15 protein-coding genes and 1 riboswitch are annotated in these 18,399 nt (G+C 59.9%); of the genes, 8 read left to right on the top strand and 7 right to left on the bottom strand.

Features of this window, described 5'->3' with window-relative positions; all coding sequences use genetic code 11:
• A riboswitch (cyclic di-GMP riboswitch) is annotated at positions 1 to 58 on the bottom strand. This riboswitch is flagged as partial in the annotation.
• Between the two features lie 302 nt (positions 59 to 360).
• Positions 361 to 2,448, top strand: coding sequence for a 3-hydroxyacyl-CoA dehydrogenase NAD-binding domain-containing protein (locus tag AC1RTP_RS22605; RefSeq protein ID WP_498610676.1), 2,088 nt, complete (start codon positions 361 to 363; stop codon positions 2,446 to 2,448).
• On the opposite strand, the gene AC1RTP_RS22600 is transcribed toward AC1RTP_RS22605, so the two are convergent.
• Positions 2,449 to 2,991 (bottom strand): GNAT family N-acetyltransferase, encoded by a 543-nt coding sequence (locus tag AC1RTP_RS22600; RefSeq protein WP_498610674.1) that lies wholly within the window; start codon positions 2,989 to 2,991, stop codon positions 2,449 to 2,451.
• Positions 2,992 to 3,030: 39 nt separating this feature from the next.
• On the opposite strand from AC1RTP_RS22600, the gene AC1RTP_RS22595 reads away from it, so the two are divergent.
• The gene (locus AC1RTP_RS22595) at positions 3,031 to 3,774 is read left to right on the top strand and encodes a substrate-binding periplasmic protein (RefSeq protein ID WP_498610672.1); all 744 of its coding nucleotides are present in this window, start codon (positions 3,031 to 3,033) and stop codon (positions 3,772 to 3,774) included.
• Here AC1RTP_RS22595 and nadB read toward each other — a convergent pair.
• Positions 3,771 to 5,378, bottom strand: a complete 1,608-nt coding sequence (gene nadB, locus AC1RTP_RS22590; protein WP_498610670.1) for an L-aspartate oxidase — start codon at positions 5,376 to 5,378, stop codon at positions 3,771 to 3,773. The genes AC1RTP_RS22595 and nadB overlap by 4 nt on opposite strands.
• Before the next feature lie 101 nt (positions 5,379 to 5,479).
• Here nadB and prsR point away from each other — a divergent pair, with 101 nt between their 5' ends.
• On the top strand, positions 5,480 to 6,826 hold the full coding sequence (gene prsR / locus AC1RTP_RS22585) for a PEP-CTERM-box response regulator transcription factor (protein ID WP_498610668.1): 1,347 nt from the start codon (positions 5,480 to 5,482) through the stop codon (positions 6,824 to 6,826).
• Here the strand turns inward: prsR and AC1RTP_RS22580 are convergent.
• Positions 6,800 to 7,420 (bottom strand): ABC transporter permease, encoded by a 621-nt coding sequence (locus tag AC1RTP_RS22580; protein WP_498610666.1) that lies wholly within the window; start codon positions 7,418 to 7,420, stop codon positions 6,800 to 6,802. The genes prsR and AC1RTP_RS22580 overlap by 27 nt on opposite strands.
• Positions 7,405 to 8,013 (bottom strand): GNAT family N-acetyltransferase, encoded by a 609-nt coding sequence (locus AC1RTP_RS22575; RefSeq protein WP_498610664.1) that lies wholly within the window; start codon positions 8,011 to 8,013, stop codon positions 7,405 to 7,407. The genes AC1RTP_RS22580 and AC1RTP_RS22575 overlap by 16 nt, the downstream gene beginning before the upstream one ends.
• A 194-nt stretch (positions 8,014 to 8,207) precedes the next feature.
• Between AC1RTP_RS22575 and AC1RTP_RS22570 the strand changes: the two genes are divergently transcribed.
• From AC1RTP_RS22570 to AC1RTP_RS22550, 5 genes are read left to right on the top strand one after another with little or no spacing between them, the layout of a single operon-like run.
• On the top strand, positions 8,208 to 10,289 hold the full coding sequence (locus tag AC1RTP_RS22570) for a glycosyltransferase (RefSeq protein ID WP_498610661.1): 2,082 nt from the start codon (positions 8,208 to 8,210) through the stop codon (positions 10,287 to 10,289).
• Positions 10,290 to 10,314: 25 nt separating this feature from the next.
• Complete coding sequence (locus tag AC1RTP_RS22565; RefSeq protein WP_498610660.1) at positions 10,315 to 11,715, top strand: oligosaccharide flippase family protein; 1,401 nt, start codon at positions 10,315 to 10,317, stop codon at positions 11,713 to 11,715.
• A 12-nt stretch (positions 11,716 to 11,727) separates the two neighbouring features.
• On the top strand, positions 11,728 to 12,774 hold the full coding sequence (locus tag AC1RTP_RS22560; protein WP_498610659.1) for a glycosyltransferase family 4 protein: 1,047 nt from the start codon (positions 11,728 to 11,730) through the stop codon (positions 12,772 to 12,774).
• Positions 12,764 to 14,119 (top strand): MBOAT family O-acyltransferase, encoded by a 1,356-nt coding sequence (locus tag AC1RTP_RS22555; protein WP_498610657.1) that lies wholly within the window; start codon positions 12,764 to 12,766, stop codon positions 14,117 to 14,119. Before AC1RTP_RS22560 ends, AC1RTP_RS22555 begins: the two co-directional genes overlap by 11 nt.
• 1 nt (position 14,120) lies before the next feature.
• Positions 14,121 to 15,281, top strand: a complete 1,161-nt coding sequence (locus AC1RTP_RS22550) for a hypothetical protein (protein WP_498610655.1) — start codon at positions 14,121 to 14,123, stop codon at positions 15,279 to 15,281.
• Here AC1RTP_RS22550 and AC1RTP_RS22545 read toward each other — a convergent pair.
• From AC1RTP_RS22545 to AC1RTP_RS22535, 3 genes are all read right to left on the bottom strand, one after another.
• Positions 15,263 to 15,922, bottom strand: a complete 660-nt coding sequence (locus tag AC1RTP_RS22545; RefSeq protein ID WP_498610653.1) for a class I SAM-dependent methyltransferase — start codon at positions 15,920 to 15,922, stop codon at positions 15,263 to 15,265. The genes AC1RTP_RS22550 and AC1RTP_RS22545 overlap by 19 nt on opposite strands.
• A gap of 86 nt (positions 15,923 to 16,008) precedes the next feature.
• Positions 16,009 to 16,773 (bottom strand): XrtA-associated tyrosine autokinase, encoded by a 765-nt coding sequence (locus AC1RTP_RS22540; RefSeq protein WP_498610651.1) that lies wholly within the window; start codon positions 16,771 to 16,773, stop codon positions 16,009 to 16,011.
• A gap of 11 nt (positions 16,774 to 16,784) precedes the next feature.
• On the bottom strand, positions 16,785 to 18,308 hold the full coding sequence (locus tag AC1RTP_RS22535) for an XrtA system polysaccharide chain length determinant (RefSeq protein WP_498610650.1): 1,524 nt from the start codon (positions 18,306 to 18,308) through the stop codon (positions 16,785 to 16,787).
• Between the last annotated feature and the right edge of the window lie 91 nt (positions 18,309 to 18,399).

Here is an 18,399-nt window from a genome sequence, read left to right as displayed (position 1 = left end):
GCTCTTTAGACCGATGACTTTGCGTCCCACCGTTTCCAGTGGTTTGCCCTTTTCAGATCTTGCTGTACGGAACTATAGGCGCGTAATTGCCGGATAGCAAGCTAATATTTAAAACTTTTTCGACTGTCGCGATTATGTCTGAACATTATGAAAACTCAGTTGTCATGTTTTTATTCGGAGTTTAATTGCTGAGCTAAATCAAGTACTTGCAATATTTCGACTTTGAAATACTGATTAATATCAGGAAACTCGCTTATAATCCGGTTGCATAAGTGGCGAGATGAAGTGTACGACCGTGCGATTCGTGAGGTATAGTAGCTCCTCGGCACCCACATCAAGACAAGAAAGAAGAGACGATAAATGAGCGCAGATTACGCAGTCCACGGTTCCATCGCCGTCATTTCGCTGAATAATCCGCCGGTCAATGGACTTGGCCTGGCAACTCGCACCGCCGCAATCGAAGGCATTCGGCGCGCGGAGCAGGACCCCGCTATCAAGGCGCTGGTATTAACGGGCGCCGGCAAGGCGTTCTCCGGCGGTGCCGATATCAAGGAATTCAATTCGCCGAAGGCGCTGACCGAACCAACTCTGCATAGCTTGATTCGCGCGGTGGAGGGTTGCTCCAAGCCGGTCGTCGCTGCAATTCACTCGGTGGCGATGGGCGGCGGGCTCGAATTGGCCCTGGGATGCCACTATCGTGTAGCGCTGCCGGGTGCGCAGATCGCCTTACCCGAAGTGAAACTCGGCCTGCTGCCGGGCGCAGGCGGCACCCAGCGCCTTCCACGCGTGCTGGGCCTGGAAATGGCACTGAATATGATTGTTTCCGGCACGCCGGTGTTGTCGGAAAAGCTGGCCGGGACTGCTATTTTCGACAAGCTGCTGCCGGCTGGCGCCGACCTCGTCGCTGAAGCCCGCACTTTCGCTGAGAGCATTGCAGATGTGCGCCCGCTGCCTCGGGTGCGCGACCGCAAGGTCGACTACCCGGAGCATGAAGCTTTCATTCAATTTAGCCGCAATACGGTGAAGGCGGTTTCTGGCCCATTCCCGGCGCCGATCGAATGCGTTGAAACGGTAGCGGCTTCGGTGACGATGGACTTTGAGTCTGGCCTGAAGTTCGAGCGCGAACGCTTCCTGCACCTGATGCAGACGACGGAGTGCAAATCGCTACGCTACGCCTTCGTCTCGGAGCGTGCCGCCAGCAAGATCCCGGACGTGCCGTCCGACACGCCTGTGCGCGATATCCGCAAGGCAGCGGTGATCGGCGCCGGCACGATGGGCGGCGGCATCGCAATGAATTTTGCCAACGCAGGCATTCCCGTAATCCTCCTGGAAACGAAGCAGGAAGCGCTGGACAAAGGCCTGGCCACCATCCGTAAGAACTATGAGAACACCCTGAAGAAGGGAAAACTGACACAGGATAAATTCGACCAGCGCGTTGCCCTGATTACCGGCACCCTTGAATACACCGGCATTGCGGATGCTGACATTGTGATCGAGGCAGTGTTCGAAGACATGGGCGTGAAAGAGACTGTATTCCGTAAGCTTGATGAAGTCATGAAGCCTGGCGCAATCCTGGCCTCCAATACTTCGACCCTGGACCTGGACAAGATTGCCGCTTTCACCAGCCGTCCTCAGGACGTGGTCGGCACCCACTTCTTCAGCCCAGCCAACGTCATGAAGTTGCTGGAGATTGTGCGCGGTAAAGCGACCGGCAAGGACGTGCTGGCAAGCACCATGGCGCTGTCGAAGAAGCTCAAGAAAACCGGCGTGGTTTCCGGCGTTTGCGATGGCTTTATCGGCAACCGCATGATTGAGCAGTACTTCCGCCAGGCCGGCTTCCTGTTGGAAGAGGGCGCCACACCGGAGCAGGTTGATAAAGCGATCGAGAAATTCGGCTTCCCTATGGGCCCATTCCGTATGAGCGATTTGGCCGGCAACGATATTGGCTGGTATATCCGCAAGCGCCGTTACGTGGAGAAGCCGGAAGTCGTGTACTCGAAGACCGCCGACTTGCTGTGCGAAATGGGCCGCTTCGGCCAGAAGACCAGCGCCGGATGGTACGACTACAAGGAAGGAGATCGGAAGGCCTACGCAAGCGCCGTAGTCAATGACATGATCGTGAAGCACTCGGCCGACATTGGCGTGGAGCGCCGCCAGATCGGCGAACAGGAAATCGTAGAGCGCCTGGTGTACGCGCTCGTGAATGAAGGATCGTTGATCCTGGAAGAAGGCATCGCACTGCGAGCTTCGGACATCGATATGGTCTACCTGACCGGCTACGGTTTCCCGCTGTACCGCGGCGGCCCGATGTTCTATGCCGACACCGTGGGCCTGTTCAATGTGCTGGGCGCAATTGAGCGCTTTGCCAAGGGCCGCCACGGCGAAGCCTGGAAGCCGGCGCCATTGCTGGTCGAGCTGGCTGCTGAAGGCAAGGGCTTCAACAGCTGATCAGGCAATCCGCTTGCGCATCCGGGACAATGGCACTGCGACATTGCCCGGCAGCGTAAGCGAGAAGTCTTCAATTGGATCAAACCCACAGGCCCGGTACAGTGGCACGCCGGGCATGGTCGCCGCCAGTTCCATCACCAGGAAGCCAGCGACAGTTGCTTCGCGCTCGCAATGCTCCATGAGCATGTGGCCCAATCCTTGGCGCGGCACAGCGGGGTCGACGAAGAAGGCCCTGATGCGGGCTGCTTCCGTAGCTGGATCGAGCAGGGGATCTGGCCCTGATTTGTGCTGGTCGCCGCCGAAAAGTGTGGCGCGTTTGCTCCATCCGCCGCAGGCGAGCAAACTGCCGCCGCGTTCAATGACGAAGTAGGTCTTGTCTTCCACAAGTTGTGTATCGACGCCGAACACGTGGCGCGTTACAGCCGCAGCTTGCTCGTCGCTGTAAAAGCCTTTACTGAGCAGGATGCCGGAACGCCGTATCAAAGCTTCCATTTCTGGGATGTCAGCCGTCGTGGCCGGCCGCAGCGTCACTTGGATAGTCATCGGGAAATGCTATCATAGGGAAGCCCAAAGGGAGGACCCATGCGCAAAATCCTTGCTGCTATCTTCACCTTACTTTTCATGCTGCCGGCTGCCGCCCGCGATGTGCTGGTCATCGGCACTCACTTCGAACGCGTTTATGAGCGCGGCCAGGAAGGCGAAATCGTCGGACTTGGCCCGGAGATCGTACGCATCATCGCCGAACGCCTTGGCCATCGCGCGATATTCGAACTCTATCCCTGGGCTCGGGCCCAAGCCCTGGTGGCACAGGGTAAGGCCGATATCCTGGTTGGTCCATACAAGACTTTCGAACGGCAGCAGATCATGATGTTTTCCAAGCTCCCTTTCTACCAGGACCAGATGGTGTTCTATGTCCGCAAGGGGACAATGGAGGATTGGAACGGCGACTATGCCTCGCTCGGCGAGCAGCGCATTGCCATCGTCAACGGTTGGGCCTACGGGCAGGCGTTCGACAAGGCCAGGCCGCAGCTGCGGCTGGATGTCGTGAACAGTGTTGATAGCGGCTTGAAGATGCTGGCGGCGCAGCACGCAAAAATGTTTGCCAGTAATCGCCGGAATACGGAGCCGGTGTTGGGCAGGTTAGGGCTCGCCGGCCAGCTGTCCATGCTGCCGCGGGTGATCGAGGTGCAGGATGGATTCTTCGCTTTTCCCAAGCGCCCCGCCTCCGACGCGCTGCGCAAGGAATTCGATGCCGAATTCCAGCGCATGGTCGATAGCGGGGAATTGAAGCGTCTCGGCGTGAGACACGAGGTCAACGTGCCTTAGCGGCGTTCTGGAGTAAGAACGGTAGGCAGCGCTTTTGGCAGTGTGGCCGAGTAGTCGCGGCTGAAATGCAAGCCGCGGCTTTCGCGCCGCTGAAGGGCGCTGTTAACTATCAGCGAGGCGACTTCCACCAGGTTACGCAATTCCAGCAGGTCGCTGGTGATGCGGAAGTGGCGGTAGTACTCGTCGATTTCTTCTTTCAGCAGGGCGATACGGTGCTGGGCGCGTTCGAGGCGCTTGGTGGTACGCACGATGCCGACGTAATTCCACATGAAGCGGCGCAGTTCATCCCAATTATGGGCGATGACCACTTCTTCGTCCGCATCGGTGACGCGGCTTTCGTCCCAGTCCGGCAGGTAAGGCGCATCTTCCTTGTCTTGCGCCAGGATGTCTTGGGCGCAGGCGCGGCCGATGACAACGCATTCGAGCAGTGAGTTGCTGGCCAGGCGGTTAGCGCCGTGCAGGCCGGTGCAGGCAGTCTCACCGACGGCGTACAGGCCTGGCAGGTCAGTGCGGCCGAACAGGTCGGTGACCACGCCGCCGCAAGTGTAGTGGGCGGCCGGCACGATAGGGATCGGCTGCTTGGTGATGTCGATGCCCAGTTCCAGGCAGCGCGCATAGATGGTCGGGAAGTGTTCGATCAGCCAGTCGGCTGGCTTGTGGCTGATGTCCAGATGTACGTAATCCAGGCCGCGCTTCTTGATTTCGAAGTCGATTGCGCGCGCTACAACGTCTCGTGGAGCCAGTTCAGCGCGTTCGTCATGCGCCAGCATGAAACGCTGGCCGGCCGCAGCGCCGGCCTCCGGCGGCAGCTTGAGCAAGCCGCCTTCGCCGCGGATCGCTTCCGTGATCAGGAAAGACTTGGCGTAAGGGTGGTACAGGCAAGTAGGGTGGAACTGGATGAATTCCATGTTCGACACGCGGCAGCCCGCGCGCCACGCCATTGCGATGCCGTCGCCGCTGGCGGTGTCGGGGTTGGTGGTGTACAGGTAGACCTTGCCGGCGCCGCCGGTGGCCATCACCGTGTGTTCGGCGGCGACCGTGATGACCTGGCCGGTGGTCACATCTTGTACATACAAGCCGTGGCAACGCGGTTGCGAATGCGGTGGGCGAGGTCCGAGTTTGTCGGTGGTGATCAGGTCGATCGCGCAATGCTGCTCGAACAGGCTGATATTCGGGTGAGCGCGGACTTTTTCTTCCAGCGTAACCTGCACGGCATGGCCGGTGGCATCGGCAGCGTGGATGATGCGGCGCTGGCTATGGCCGCCTTCGCGCGTCAGGTGGAAGCCCAGTTCTGCGCTTTCGTCGCGGGTGAAGGGAACACCGAGATCGATCAGCCATTCGATGGCTTCGCGCCCGTGTTCAACGATGAAGCGGGTGGCGCCCTCGTCGCATAAACCGCCGCCGGCCACCAAGGTGTCGGCAATATGCTGTTCGTGGCTGTCGCCGGAGTCGAGCACCGCCGCAATGCCGCCCTGGGCCCAGTTACTGGCGCCGTCCAGCAGGGCGCGTTTGGAAATAATGGCTACTTTACGGCTTTCCGCCAGGTGGAGTGCTACTGAGAGGCCGGCCAAGCCGCTGCCGACAATCACAACATCGAATTTCATGGAGTTTCGGGCTGATTTTTCGCGTAATAAGCAACAATATAAACTATTTGCCGTTGCGCTGCCTCAAAAGCCCCATTTGCAGCATGCTGCATCATGGGCTCATGACCAAGAAAAAGCTGCTCGTGGTGGAGGATGACCTGGGCCTGCAGAAGCAGTTGCGGTGGGCCCTGGACGCGTATGAGGTGGTGTTCGCCAGCAACCGCGACGCCGCCCTGGGGCAGTTGCGGCGCCACCAGCCGGCGGTGGTCACCATGGATCTCGGCTTGCCGCCGGAGCCAGACGGCGCCGAAGAGGGTTTGCTGCTGTTACAACAGTTGCTGGCAATTGCAACGGATACCAAGGTGATTGTCCTTTCCGGGAACCAGGACCGCGCCAATGTTTTGAAAGCCATGGCGCTAGGCGCATACGATTTCCACCAGAAACCTTTGGACGGTGACATGCTGCGCTTGATGGCGGAGCGCGCATTCTTCCTGCACTCGGTCCAGCAGGAGAACCGCCGCATGCTGCAGAACGAGGAGGATTCTCCGCTATCCGGCCTGGTGACGCGCGATCCGGGCATGCTGCGCGTTTGCCGCAGCATTGAAAAAGTCGCACCGAGTTCCGCCACAGTGATGCTGATGGGGGCATCGGGCTGCGGCAAAGAGCTGCTCGCGCGTGGGCTGCACGAATTGAGCGCTCGCCATGAACACCGCATGGTGGCGATCAACTGCGCCGCGATTCCCGAAAACCTGCTTGAGAGCGAGCTGTTTGGCTATGAAAAGGGCGCTTTCACCGGGGCCGAACGGCAAACCCTTGGCAAGATCGAGCTGGCGGCAGGCGGGACCTTCTTCCTGGACGAAATCGGCGATATGGCCTTGCCATTGCAGGCCAAGATGCTGCGATTCCTGCAGGAGCGCGTGATCGAACGCCTCGGCGGGCGTACGGAAATCTCGGTCGATGTGCGCATCGTGTGCGCGACGCACCGCAACCTGAAGGCGATGGTGGATGAGGGGCGCTTCCGAGAGGATTTGTTCTATCGCCTGAGCGAGATCGTGCTCGTCGTTCCGCCGCTCCGTGAACGCATTGGCGATGCACTCTTGCTCGCACAGCACTTCCGTCATCGCTTCATCCAGTCTGAAGGACGGCCTGCGCTGCCGTTCCATCCGGACGCCCTGGCCGCCATCGAGGCCTACGGTTGGCCGGGCAATGTGCGCGAAATCGAAAACTGCGTAAAGCGCGCCGTCATCATGAGCGAGGGGCCGCATATCACTCAGGAGGATCTTGGTTTGCCGCCTGGTCCACCACAAGCGGAGAACATCGACCTGCGCGATGCGCGCAACGCCGCCGAGTACCGGGTAATGGTCAAGGCGCTGGCGAGAACTGGAGGTAATATCGCCCGGGCTTCCGAACTGCTGGGCGTGAGCCGCCCGACGCTCTATGACTTAATGAGCCACCACGGGATCAAGTGATTGCGCCTCGCGCCATTGGCCCGCTGTTTTTAGCTGTTGGCGCAGTCCGGGCAATGGAAACCCAAGTCCATAAGCCTTATGCGCACAGGCGAGAGCGGACGCCCACTCCTTCAATCTCACTTGCGCAAGGCCCAGGTTATACCATGCGGCTGCGTTCACATCCTGTGTTTCCAGGGCAGCCTGCAACTGTTCGACTGCCTCCTTATCGCGCTTCATTGAAAGGAGGTAGGCGCCGAAGAGGGCGCGCGTGGCGCCGTCTTCCGGCACAAAGGCCAACGCACGCCGGAAATAGCATTCAACGGACAGCGTGGCGCCCGGGGCCTGCAGCTGCTTCGAGCGCATGGCCAGGCGCGCCATCGACGCGAGCGCGCGTGGGTGGTTGGGGAAGTGTTCCAGCGTGTAGCTGATATCCGAGCCGATGGTACCTGTCATGCCGCGCTGAAGTGTTTCGACCTGGGGACCGAAATGGTAGGTCTCGACCACGGTCAACCCCTTTGCGTCTTCGGTATTGTAGTAATCGCCCCCCGTTGCGCCCTTGATGTAGGGCGGGCAATCAGCTGCCAGTGCTGCGAGCAACATCAGGATGCCTTGCATTGGCGTGCTCCTTTCTCGAGTGTACGAGTGTCGAACACAAGTTGCGGCCAGCGCGCTGGCCCGTTTGACAGGTGGAAGTATGGCGGGCGGGGGGCCAGCATCAACTGCCAACGTCCGAGGCGGAAAAACGTTGCACAGCCCATTGAAACGGAGCCGATCCTGGCATGTGCACGTAGCGAGCCCGGATTGAAGGCGGAAATCCTGCTACAAGTCCATTCAATTCCGCGCTCATGAAGTTGTCTATTGGCTTCGTCCCACAGGCGACAGAAGGCCGTTCCAAGCCGCATGCTCGGCTTCACAAATACATCGTAGTCCCAGCATGAGTAAGGCGAAGGGAGGCAGTAGCGCGCCCGGACTTCGTCCTCCTGGTATGCCCCTAGCTGGTACCACAGGATGCCTGCCAGTTCGCCGCCTTTCCAGGCTGCGATGTTGTATCCGCCCTGGCGAAAACGCGCAGCGACAACTTCACGCGGCCTCGGGTAATTGCTTGGCAATTGATCCAGCGATGCGATCGACCCCATGACCAGCTTGCCGGGCGCCGAGCGCATGGCGCCAGCCGCCACTGGCTGGGCCACGAAGTAATAACGGTACATGCTGATTCCCGCGAGCCGCAAGCTGCGGGCAAGCGCGTACCACGCTGTGTTGCAGGCGCCCAGCTCTGCAAGGGTCTGGAGGAATTGCGTGGCCATGGATCCATTACAGCAAAGCTTCACGCGCGCTCTTTGCGCTACCGCAAATGGCGAGGCTGGCGTCTTGCATAGACTGGGCATTCCAGGGAGGAAACGTCATGCTGACTGTGCTAATGGCCACGTTCAATGGTGTGCGGACCTTGCCGCAGGTGCTCAACGCCTATACCCAACTGCACAGTCCCGATGAGGGTTGGCGCCTGCTGGTAGTCGACAACGGCAGTGACGACGGCACGCGCGAATTGCTGATGTCCTACGCGGGACGCTTGCCACTGCACTATGCTTTCGAACCTCGGCGTGGTAAGAACACCGCCTTGAACCATGGACTGGCGCTCGCCATGAAGGGGCCTGAAACCCGCCTGTTTGTGTTCACCGATGACGATGCAACGCCTGATCGCGACTGGCTGTTGCGCTTTGCCGAGGCAGCGACCGAAAGAAAAGGTTTTGCGATCTTCGGTGGGAGCATTGTCGCCGACTGGAGCCAGACTCCGCCCGAATGGCTTCTACGGCTGGTGCCGTGCGGGCTCACATATGGACTCACTAATCCTGAATTACCGGAAGGCCCGGTTTACCCAGGCCTGGTATGGGGCGCAAACATGGCGGTGCGCGGGGAGGTCTTCCGCCATGGTTACCGCTTCGACGAAACGATAGGGCCCGCTGCTGGCGAGTACGCAATGGGCGGCGAGGTCAGTTTTACGCGCTTGCTGGATGGGGCTGGCTTCCAGTCGTGGTTTTGTCCTGCAGCGCGCGTGGCGCATCACATTCGGCCGGTGCAATTGACTGCGGATTGGATCATTACGCGTGCGCGTCGCTATGGCCGCGGCGCATGCCGGTTGGCCAAGACGGGCCAGTTTCCCGAGCTTTTCGGAGCGCCGCGATGGATGTTGCGCAAGTATGTTGAGGAGCTTTGCGGGCTAGCCGGCGCCGTGCTCCTGCGGCAGCCGGAGCGCATCTTCCAGCGGCGCTGGGAGCTGGCCTACCTCGGCGGTTATATTTCCGAAGCGGCAGCGGCATCGAAACGTCCGGCCACCACACGGGTGCTGATCACCAGCTTCTCCGGTGAATTGGGCGGGATGGAGCTGCGCATGCTGGATGAGGCAAGGTTCCTGAAACGCGTGGGCTATGATTGCGTACTCGCGCCCTCGCGGTTTAACGGTGATGATCGCTGGCGCCAGACTGCGCTGGATGAATGCGTTGAAGTAACGGACTTGCACGTACCGCCGCTGCTGGAGGAGTGGCCCTGGCGGCGTTTCAACCGGATGCGCGCCATGGCTTTTTCGGCACCTGCTTTGCGCAAGCTGCGGCCGAACCTTGTGCATATCGCTTTTTGCTGGACCACCTACGGCGCCAGCGCATTATGGCTCGCACATTACTGCGGCGTTCCTTCGGTGATCAGTGTACATAACGCATTTCCGCAAACCGAATTCAATCAGTGGGAGCGCGAATTGCTGCAGCGCGCGATGGCGGGTGTGAAAGGTGTCTACGCTGTTTCCGACTCGGCGATGCGCCATTTCCTGGCCCTGTACAGCGCTTGGCTGCCTTCTGACGTGCGGCTGGCGGTGATACCCAACTGCGTCGATTTGCAGCGTTTCCAAGTTTCGGCTCGCCGGCGAGCTGCGGCGCGCCAGCAATGGGGCATTGCGGAGCATGACGAGGTGCTTGGCAGCGTCGGGCGACTTTCTGCGCAAAAGAAGCCCGAGGAACTGCTCGCGATCTTTACCCACCTGGCGAAGTCAAGGCCGCGCCTCAAGCTGCTCCTCGTTGGTACCGGCCCGCTGGAATCATCCTTGCGTGATGCTGTACGACGCCAACGGCTAAGCCGGCGTGTGATATTTACCGGCTTTCAGTCCGATGTCGAATCCATCATTCCGGCAATGGACCTTCACTTATTGGTTAGCCGGCGTGAAGGTTTCGGTACCGCCACCATCGAAGCAATGGCCTGCGGGGTACCAGCATTGGCAACCCGCGTACCGGGAAGTGAAGACATACTGCAAGACAGCGCCGGCGGCTTGCTACTCGTGCCCGGGGACATCGATCACGCTGTCACGACGATTGCTGCACTATTGGATGACGGGGAACGTCGGAAGGAAATGGGCAGGAAGGGCAGGGCCGAAGTCGAAGCCCGCTACGCGGTTCCCGTGGTGAGCGCACAGGTAGAGGCTTTCTACGACGGGCTTGCCTGAGATGCGCGGGATTGCGCGCAATTTTATGTTTGGCTTCGCCGAGAAGTATATGCAGGCAGGGCTCGCACTTGCGTCTTCTGCGATCCTGGCCCGCTTGCTTTCACCAGCAGAAATTGGGGTCTATTCTATTGCCGCGGTGCTGACCGGCCTGGCCCAGGTATTCCGCGACCTCGGAACGGGACAGTTGCTGGTCGCCCGGCGCGACCTCTCCTTGCAGGAACAACGCGCTCTGTTCACCATTGCATTGGCGATGGGGTGGGGACTAGCGCTGGTCCTTGCGGCACTGGCCGAACCTCTGGCTGCCTTCTATCACCAGCCGGAACTGCGGACGGTGCTTCGCATTCTGCTTTTGAATTTCCTGCTCGTTCCCTTTTCGTCCCAAGTCACTGCCATGTTGCGGCGCGAAATGCGCGCTGGGGCTTTGCTCAAGGTGACGGCCAGCTACTGCCTCGTGCAGTTCATTGCGACCATTGCCTTTGCCTCCACTGGAATGGGGCCGAGTGCGCTCGCTTGGGGAAGTTTCGCCGCCACCCTGGCCGGCCTGCTCGCCGCCCTCATCCTGCAACCTGCCGATATGGCTTGGCGGCCGGCTTGGCGCGGCGTACGCGATCTCGTTCGTCCGGGAGGCCTGGCCATGACAGGCAATGCCATCGATGAGGCCGGCGTAGTGGCGCCGGATCTTGTGGCAGGCAAACTGCTCGGCGCCGAAGAAGTGGCGCTACTCGGTAAGGCGCAGTCGGTGCTCGCGCTCTTCAACCAGGCCGTGACGAGCGCCGTCTCCCCAGTGATCTTTCCTCTATTTGCCAAGCATGCGCGCGAGGGCGGCGACCCACTCCAGGCATACCTTTCGGCGGCTGCCTGCATTACGGCGCTTTCCTGGCCGTTCTTCCTGTTCGCCGGACTGTTTGCTGCTCCATTGGTGACGCTGCTTTATGGTCGCCAATGGGAAGCGAGCATACCTTTGATCCGGATCATGTGTGGCGCTTCCGCGCTGTATAGCATGTTCAATATGGCCCGCTATCTGCTCGTGGCGACGGGGCACATCGGTGAGCAGGCCCGTATTGATGTCATAGCCGTAGCAGGGCGGCTGATCCTCCTGGTGCCAGCTGCGTTGGCGGGGCTGCAATGGCTGGCTGTAGCGGTGGCGCTAAGCATGGTGTGGCGCAGTCTCGTTGTGCTGCGTAGCTTGCGCAAGCTGTATGGCCTGGAGCTGGCGTTTTTACTGCGGCAGTTACGCAAGAGCGGAATTGCGGCGGTAGCGGCGGTCTCCCCGGCATTGCTGCTGATTGCCGCGAGTCCTGGTGCTTCGGAAACGCTGCAGATGATCGTTGGTGCTTGCGCCGGCGCGCTGGGCTGGGGAATCGCAATCCGGTTGCAGCAGCATCCTCTGGCCGGCTTCCTGCGCCAGGCCGGTTGGCAGCATTGAAGGGAGATTGCCATGCGCGTTGGAATCCTGTCCTATCCCATGTTGTTCCAGCGCGAAGGCGGACTACAGGTCCAGGTGCGCGAAACAGTCGCTGCCTTGAACCAGCTCGATGCCGCGATGACGGCAGAACTGGTCGATCCAGCGAGGCAAAAGCTGGACGATTTTGACCTGATCCATGTCTTCTCCGCTTACAACGGCAACTTCCGCGTGGTGGAGTCGGCGGTCGACCTGGGCGTACCGGTGGTCCTCTCGCCGTTGGTTTCGCCAAGCTGGAACCGGAATGCCGGTTTTCGGGCGAGGGTGGCGGACCGATTGGCGGGCCGCATCTGTTCCTACAACCTGCAAACAAGCTATGCGCAGACCAAACGCGCACTGCAGCTCGCGGATCTTGTGATCGCGCTCGGCGAAGCCGAAAGGGAAGCGATCGTCAACGGCTTCCTGACAGAGCGCGCAAAGATCCGCGTCTTCCCGAATGGCATTAGCCGCCAGTTCTTTACCGCAAAGGGTGAGTTGTTTCGTCACCGTACCGGCATTGTCGGCCCCTTCGTCCTGACCGTCGGTTCCGTTTCGCCTTACAAGAACCAGCTTGGCCTGTCCCAGGCCCTGGAAGGTTGCGAACTGCCGCTGGTGATCATCGGGCCTGTTGCACGCGAAGAGCACGAATACCTGCAAAAATTGTTGAAGTCACCCTGGGTCCGCTGGCTTGGGGCTTTGGACCACGAAGATCCTTTGCTGGCCAGCGCCTTTGCCGCTGCTTCCGTGGTTGCTTTGCCGAGCCAGGGAGAGATATTTCCATTGTCGGTCCTCGAGGCGCTCGCAACAGGCACGCCCGTCGTCATGACGCAGGACTGCGCTTTGCAGCTCGATGGATCTGGCGCAATACTGCGCAAGGTAGCCTGGGATGACAGCGCCGGACAGCGCGACGCGATTCTCAGCCTGGCAACGCGACCACCACAACGCGCCAGTGTCCAGGCGATGGTCGAGCAATTCACCTGGCAAAGGGTAGCAACCCAAGTAGCCGCCTGTTATCGTGAGCTGGTGCCAGCCCATGCTATTTAATTCTTTCGGCTTTCTGTTCTTGTTCCTGCCTTTGACCCTGGTGGGCTATCAGTTGATGCGCAGGTGCGGCGTTGCATGGCTTGGCGTTTGCTCCCTGTTCTTTTATGCCTGGTGGGACTGGCGCTTCCTGCCGCTATTGCTGCTGTCGATCTGCTTCAACTACGGTGCCGGGCGCGCCATTTGCAGCCTGGCGGGCCGCCGCCGGGATTTTGGTTTGGTGTTGGCCTTGGCGGGAAATGTTGGCGTACTGACCTGGTTTAAATATGCAGCCTTCCTGTTTGGAATTTCACCCGGGCTGCCTTTACCCATCGGGATATCCTTCTTCACTTTTACGCAGATCGCCTTCCTGGTCGACTGCTGGCGCGGCGCCGCCCGGGAAGCACGCTTTGCTCCCTACCTCCTTTTCGTCAGCTATTTCCCCCATCTTGTCGCCGGTCCGGTATTGCACCACGCGGAAATGATGCCGCAGTTTCGCAACGGACGTTCACTCAGTGCGGAGGACCTGGCCCTGGGACTCACCATCTTTGCACTCGGACTGGGAAAAAAGGTTCTGGTGGCCGACAACCTGGCGCCCCTTGCAAATCCAATATTCGCGGGCGGAATTGCGCCGCAGCTTGCAGATGCCTGGCTTGGCACGTTGGCGTACAGCATGCAGCTCTATTTTGATTTTTCCGGCTATTCGGACATGGCGATCGGGCTTTCCCGCCTCTTCGGTGTGCGCTTGCCGGAAAATTTTGACTCTCCCTATCAGGCACGAAATATTTCCCAGTTCTGGCGGCGCTGGCATATGACTTTGTCCCGATTCCTGCGCGACTATCTCTACATTCCACTCGGAGGGAATCGCAATGGTGAATGGCGGCGCCGGCGCAACCTGATGCTCACAATGGTGCTGGGTGGCGCATGGCACGGCGCCGGATGGAGTTTTCTCGCATGGGGCGCCTTGCATGGCTTGTTCCTGGTGCTGCACCAGCGCTTCGGTGGAGGCATACCGGTGTGGTGGACGCGCCCGCTGACCTTTACTGTGGTGTTGCTTGCCTGGGTGCCGTTCCGTGCGCCGGATCTGGGTTCGGCGCTGCACATATGGGCAGGGATGGCCGGGCTGCACGGCCTGGGTTTGCCACACGCGCTCGGAGGCTCCGGACTGCAATGGCTATCCTCCAGCGGCGCCGGAATGCCAATGCTGCTAATGGCTTCGCTCGCTGCATGGTTCGCGCCCAACACACGAGAATTAATTGAACGCCATTGGGGCGGTTCGTTGCGAAATGCCGGCGCCGTCGCGGCCTTGCTGCTGGCCTGCATTTTCAGCATGAACCGTCCGACTGAATTCCTCTACTTCCAGTTTTGAAATGAAAACATTCCTTGCTGTTGCGGGTGGATTGCCCTTGCTGCTGGTATGCGGCGTGGCGGCGACCAATTACTCGCTTGATCCCTACCTGATTCACCAGTGGCAGACACCCCAGGTGCAGCGCTTGCGGCAGCCGGTCGAAAAGCTGAATGCCTGGGGAAAGACATATGCCATTGCCATGTACCGGCCCGAAACTATCTACCTTGGGAACTCGCGCACTGAACTTGGCCTGGCTGTGCCGCATGGCGGGACAAGGCGGGTATTCAATGCGGCTTTGTCGGGCGCCACCGTCGGTGATGCGCTGCGCATGCTTGGCCATGCGCGGCAGGTCGGAATCGTTCAGGAGGTGATTTGGGGGCTTGATGCACCTTCCTTTACTCTCACCATTGGGAATGCCGAGCTCGAAAACGGCTTGCTCGCGATGGACAATCGTTACCTGGCAAGGCGCTTCCTTTTGGACTTGCAGCGGGCAGTCAGCGTTGATATGACGCGAGAATCATTCGATATGCTGCGTGGAGATCGATTGGCCGTATGCCATCCGAGCCTGGCGCAGTTCGGGCAGCGTGATGCCGCCTGCATGCACCACCGCATTCAGGGCTGGGGCGGCACGGCCCAAGTAAATGAAGCACGTACTCGCGAGTTCCTGCGCGGGGAAGGGCCGACTGCCGGGACGCTGGAGTCCCTCGAGGACGCGATAAAGCGTGCATGTCATTTGCGCTGGCGGCTGTATATCAATCCAACGCATGCAATGACGATTGATGGCCTGTACTGGGCCGGGAAAGGTCTGCAGTATGAGACTTGGCTAGCCGGTCTGGCGGCAATGGGCGCTCGGCTTCGCAACCTGGACTGCGATGTGCGCCTGTTCGATTTTTCGGGTTTCAACGGTGTGACGAGTGAGGCGGTGCCAAGGCCGGGCGACCGCTCGGATATGCTCAATTATTGGGAAACTTCGCATTATCGCGAGCGAGTCGGCAAGGCGATACTCGCGCGCCTGGATGGCGGTGAAGCGGCACCCGATGGATTTGGGGCCGAACTCCTACTCGACTCGATCGAAGATCACGTAGTGACGCTCCGCCAACGTCGCGTTTTGTACCACTCCAGCCATGCGTATGAGGCAGGAATTGCGCACCGCATCGCAGAAAACTACACGCCTGGCTTGTAACGCAACACGGCGGCGCCTTTCTCACAGGGCAGCGAGAGGATTTCCAGCTGGGGAAATTCTTCGGCCCAAAGCTGCAGCGCAGTGCGTTCGCCGGGACGCATCGCATCGTCGAGAAAAACTGCGGCGCCTGGCGCAAGGCGGGAGAACAGGGCGGGACCGGCTGGGTAGCGCGCCGTATCCCCGATGGCCTGGGGCGGACCGTCGATAACCACCATGTCGATCGCCCGGATGCTGGCAAGGCTGCTGCAATCGTACCAAGCCTGTTGGCGCGTCCCGAACGACTGGGTCGTCAGCGGCGCATCAATCACCGTCGCCCAATCGGCCAATCCATGCAATTCCAACTGGCGCCTCGTTCGCTTTGCGTAGGCAGGATCGTGCTCCAGGCTGTAGACCTTGCCGGCGCCGTTAATCTGCATGCAGCGCGCCAGTACCAGGGTCGACGTGCCGCTGCTGCATTCGACGACACAGGTGGGCCGCTCGTCGAGCGCATGGGCGGCCAACTCCTGCAGGAAGTCAGGTGAGGCGGCCCAGCCGCGCGTCCATGGCAGGGCGCGTTGCAGCCCCAGGCTGACGTACAGGCCTTGCAAGGCTTCAAGCTGGCGAAAGAAGCTTGCGTGGTCACGGCGCGAGTCGTCCTTCATTGCGTGCACCAGCAAATGCACATTCCTGACTTTGTGAAGGATGTAAGCACAGAGCAAAAGGAGAACTCCGATGGCGGCTGCGTCCATCATTCGTAATACCCGTAATATTCGGCGCCGGGGAAGCTGCGCGACTTGTTGTAGAGCAGGTTCACATGGCGGCAGTGTTCAATGCGCTGCAGCGCTTCCTGAACTGCAGACTGGGTCGTAGTCTCGGCTTCGACCACCATGACTACCTGGCCCATTTGTGAAACCAGCACGCTGGCTTCCGTAGTCAATAACAGTGGAGGCGAATCGAAAACAATCATCCTGTCCGGATAACGGCTGGCCAATTCTTCCAGGACCTGGCTCATATTCCGGCTCGCCAGCAATTCAGTTGCGTTGCGGTGCGCTGGGCCGGCCGGAAGCAAGGTAAGGGAGGGAACGTTAGTGCGCATGATGACGTCCGACAATTCCACGCCGCCATCCAACAAGACATTCATCAAGCCGAGTTCGGCTTCCAGCCCGAGTACGCGCAGCACGGAAGGGCGCGCCACATCGGCGTCGACCAGCAGGGCGCGGGCGTCCTTTTCCATCGAAATGCTCATCGCCAGATTCACTGCGCAGTAAGTCTTGCCTTCGCCAGGCAGGGCGCTGGTGACGACGATCAGGTTGCCATGTGGGATAGCATTGCTTCCGCTGGCACGTGCATCATTGAGCAGGTGGCGCTTGACGATGCGAAAATCCTCGGCGACCGACGTACGGCCGCTCTCGTGCGTCACCATGCCACGCTGGCGCAGCCTGATTAAATTGATGTCGGCATAACCGGTTTCGATTGGCGGCGCGACTTCCAGCAAACTCGGTGGTAATTGCATTGCGTCTCCGTCTATTGGAAAAGCAGGGTGTAAAGCATCACGCCGCCGTAGCCTAGCAAGAGGCAGGCGCCGCCTGCGCCAAAACCGATCCGGTCGCGCCAGTGCCTGCGCTTCTCTTCATCGGTCCAGTTCATGCTGATGGTCCCCAGCACGCGCAAGCCAGTGGCGGCGCGCAGTTCGGCAGGACTGAGAAAAGTTGGGCGCATTTCCGCCAGGCCCAGCGCGGCGATTGAGCCACTGAGCAGGCCCACTGCCAGCACTGCACTAAAGTACAAGGCTCGGTTGGGACCAATGGGGCGTTGCGGCAGTGTTGGCGGGTCGATGATCTTGAAACTCATCATCTCCGCGGTTGTTGTCAATTCCCCCGACAGCTTGGCAGCTTCGCGCCGTGCGACCAGTTTTTCGTAATTGTCTTTGTTGACCTGATAATCACGCGTGAGCTGGCCGAGCTGCGATTCGAGCTCCGGGACCTCGTCGCGTTGCTGTTGCAATTGAATTTGCCGCTGCTGCATCGCATCGACCCGAGCCCGCAGCGCAGCCACCCGGGCCTCGGCTTCGGCCAAAGCAACCTTCATTTGCTGGTAGATCGGACTGTACTGGCGAGCCGTATCGGATGGGTCGGGCGGTTTATGGCGCTCCTGTTGCCGCTTCTCTTCGAGCTGGGCGATCAGGCGCAAAGCAGATACGACGTCAGGGTGCTGCTCCGTGTATTGCATGCGCAAGCCATCGAGGTTCTTATTCAGCGCGCTGATCCGGCTATCCAGCTCGGAAGTTTCGCCCGGCGCGCCAACTGTCGCCATGACCGGTTCGTCGCCGCCAAACTGCGCTTCCATTGCCTTGCGTGACTGTTCCGCTTCGGCCAGTTCGAGTTGGGCGCCGGCGAGGGCATCGCTCGCGGCAAGCAGTTTGGCGCTATAGTCCTGGCCTTCGCGCGGCAGCAGGTAGTTATGCTTGCGACGGAAATCCTTGACGGAATTTTCCGCCGCCAGCAGCCGCAGTTCGTAGCTCCTGATCTGGTCGTCAATAAATTGAACGGCTTTTTCGGAGTCGCCGCGTTTGCCCTTGAAGCTTCCTTCGACAAAGATCGCCAGCAAAGCCTGGACTACGTCACGCACCTGGCGTGGATCCGAATTTGTGTAGCTGATGGTGTAGATGTCGTAGCTTCCAGTCCCGCTGATCTGTATGCGTTTCAGCAATTCGTCAACCATGTCGTCACGCTGGCGCGGCGAGACGGCGCGCACATCGAGATCAACCATGCGCAGGACGCGTTCGATATTGGGACGGCTAAGCAAAGTACGGCTCATGATCGCGACCTGCTGTTCGACATTGGGAACGCTGGTCATGCCCACCATAAGAGGTTTGAGGATGCTTTGGGTATCGACGAAAACACGCGCGGTGCTCTGGAATTCATTGGGCAAGGAATAGACCTTCGTCCAACCCACCAGCACCACCAGCCAGCTGATGCAGAAGCCCGCCCAACGGTGCTTCCAGATGCCTTTCAGGCTTGACAGCAATTGGATGAAGAGTTGCTCCATGCCGCACTCCCTGGTGTGACGCCTCGGTCTTTACGATTATAGGGACGGGTTGCCGGCCTGCTTGACGAACCCGTCCAAAGCTTGAGGCCTA

Source organism: Pseudoduganella sp. GW821-FHT11H04, assembly GCF_058807935.1.
Note: the sequence above shows the minus strand (reverse complement) of the source record. Positions and strands in the feature narration are given on the sequence as shown.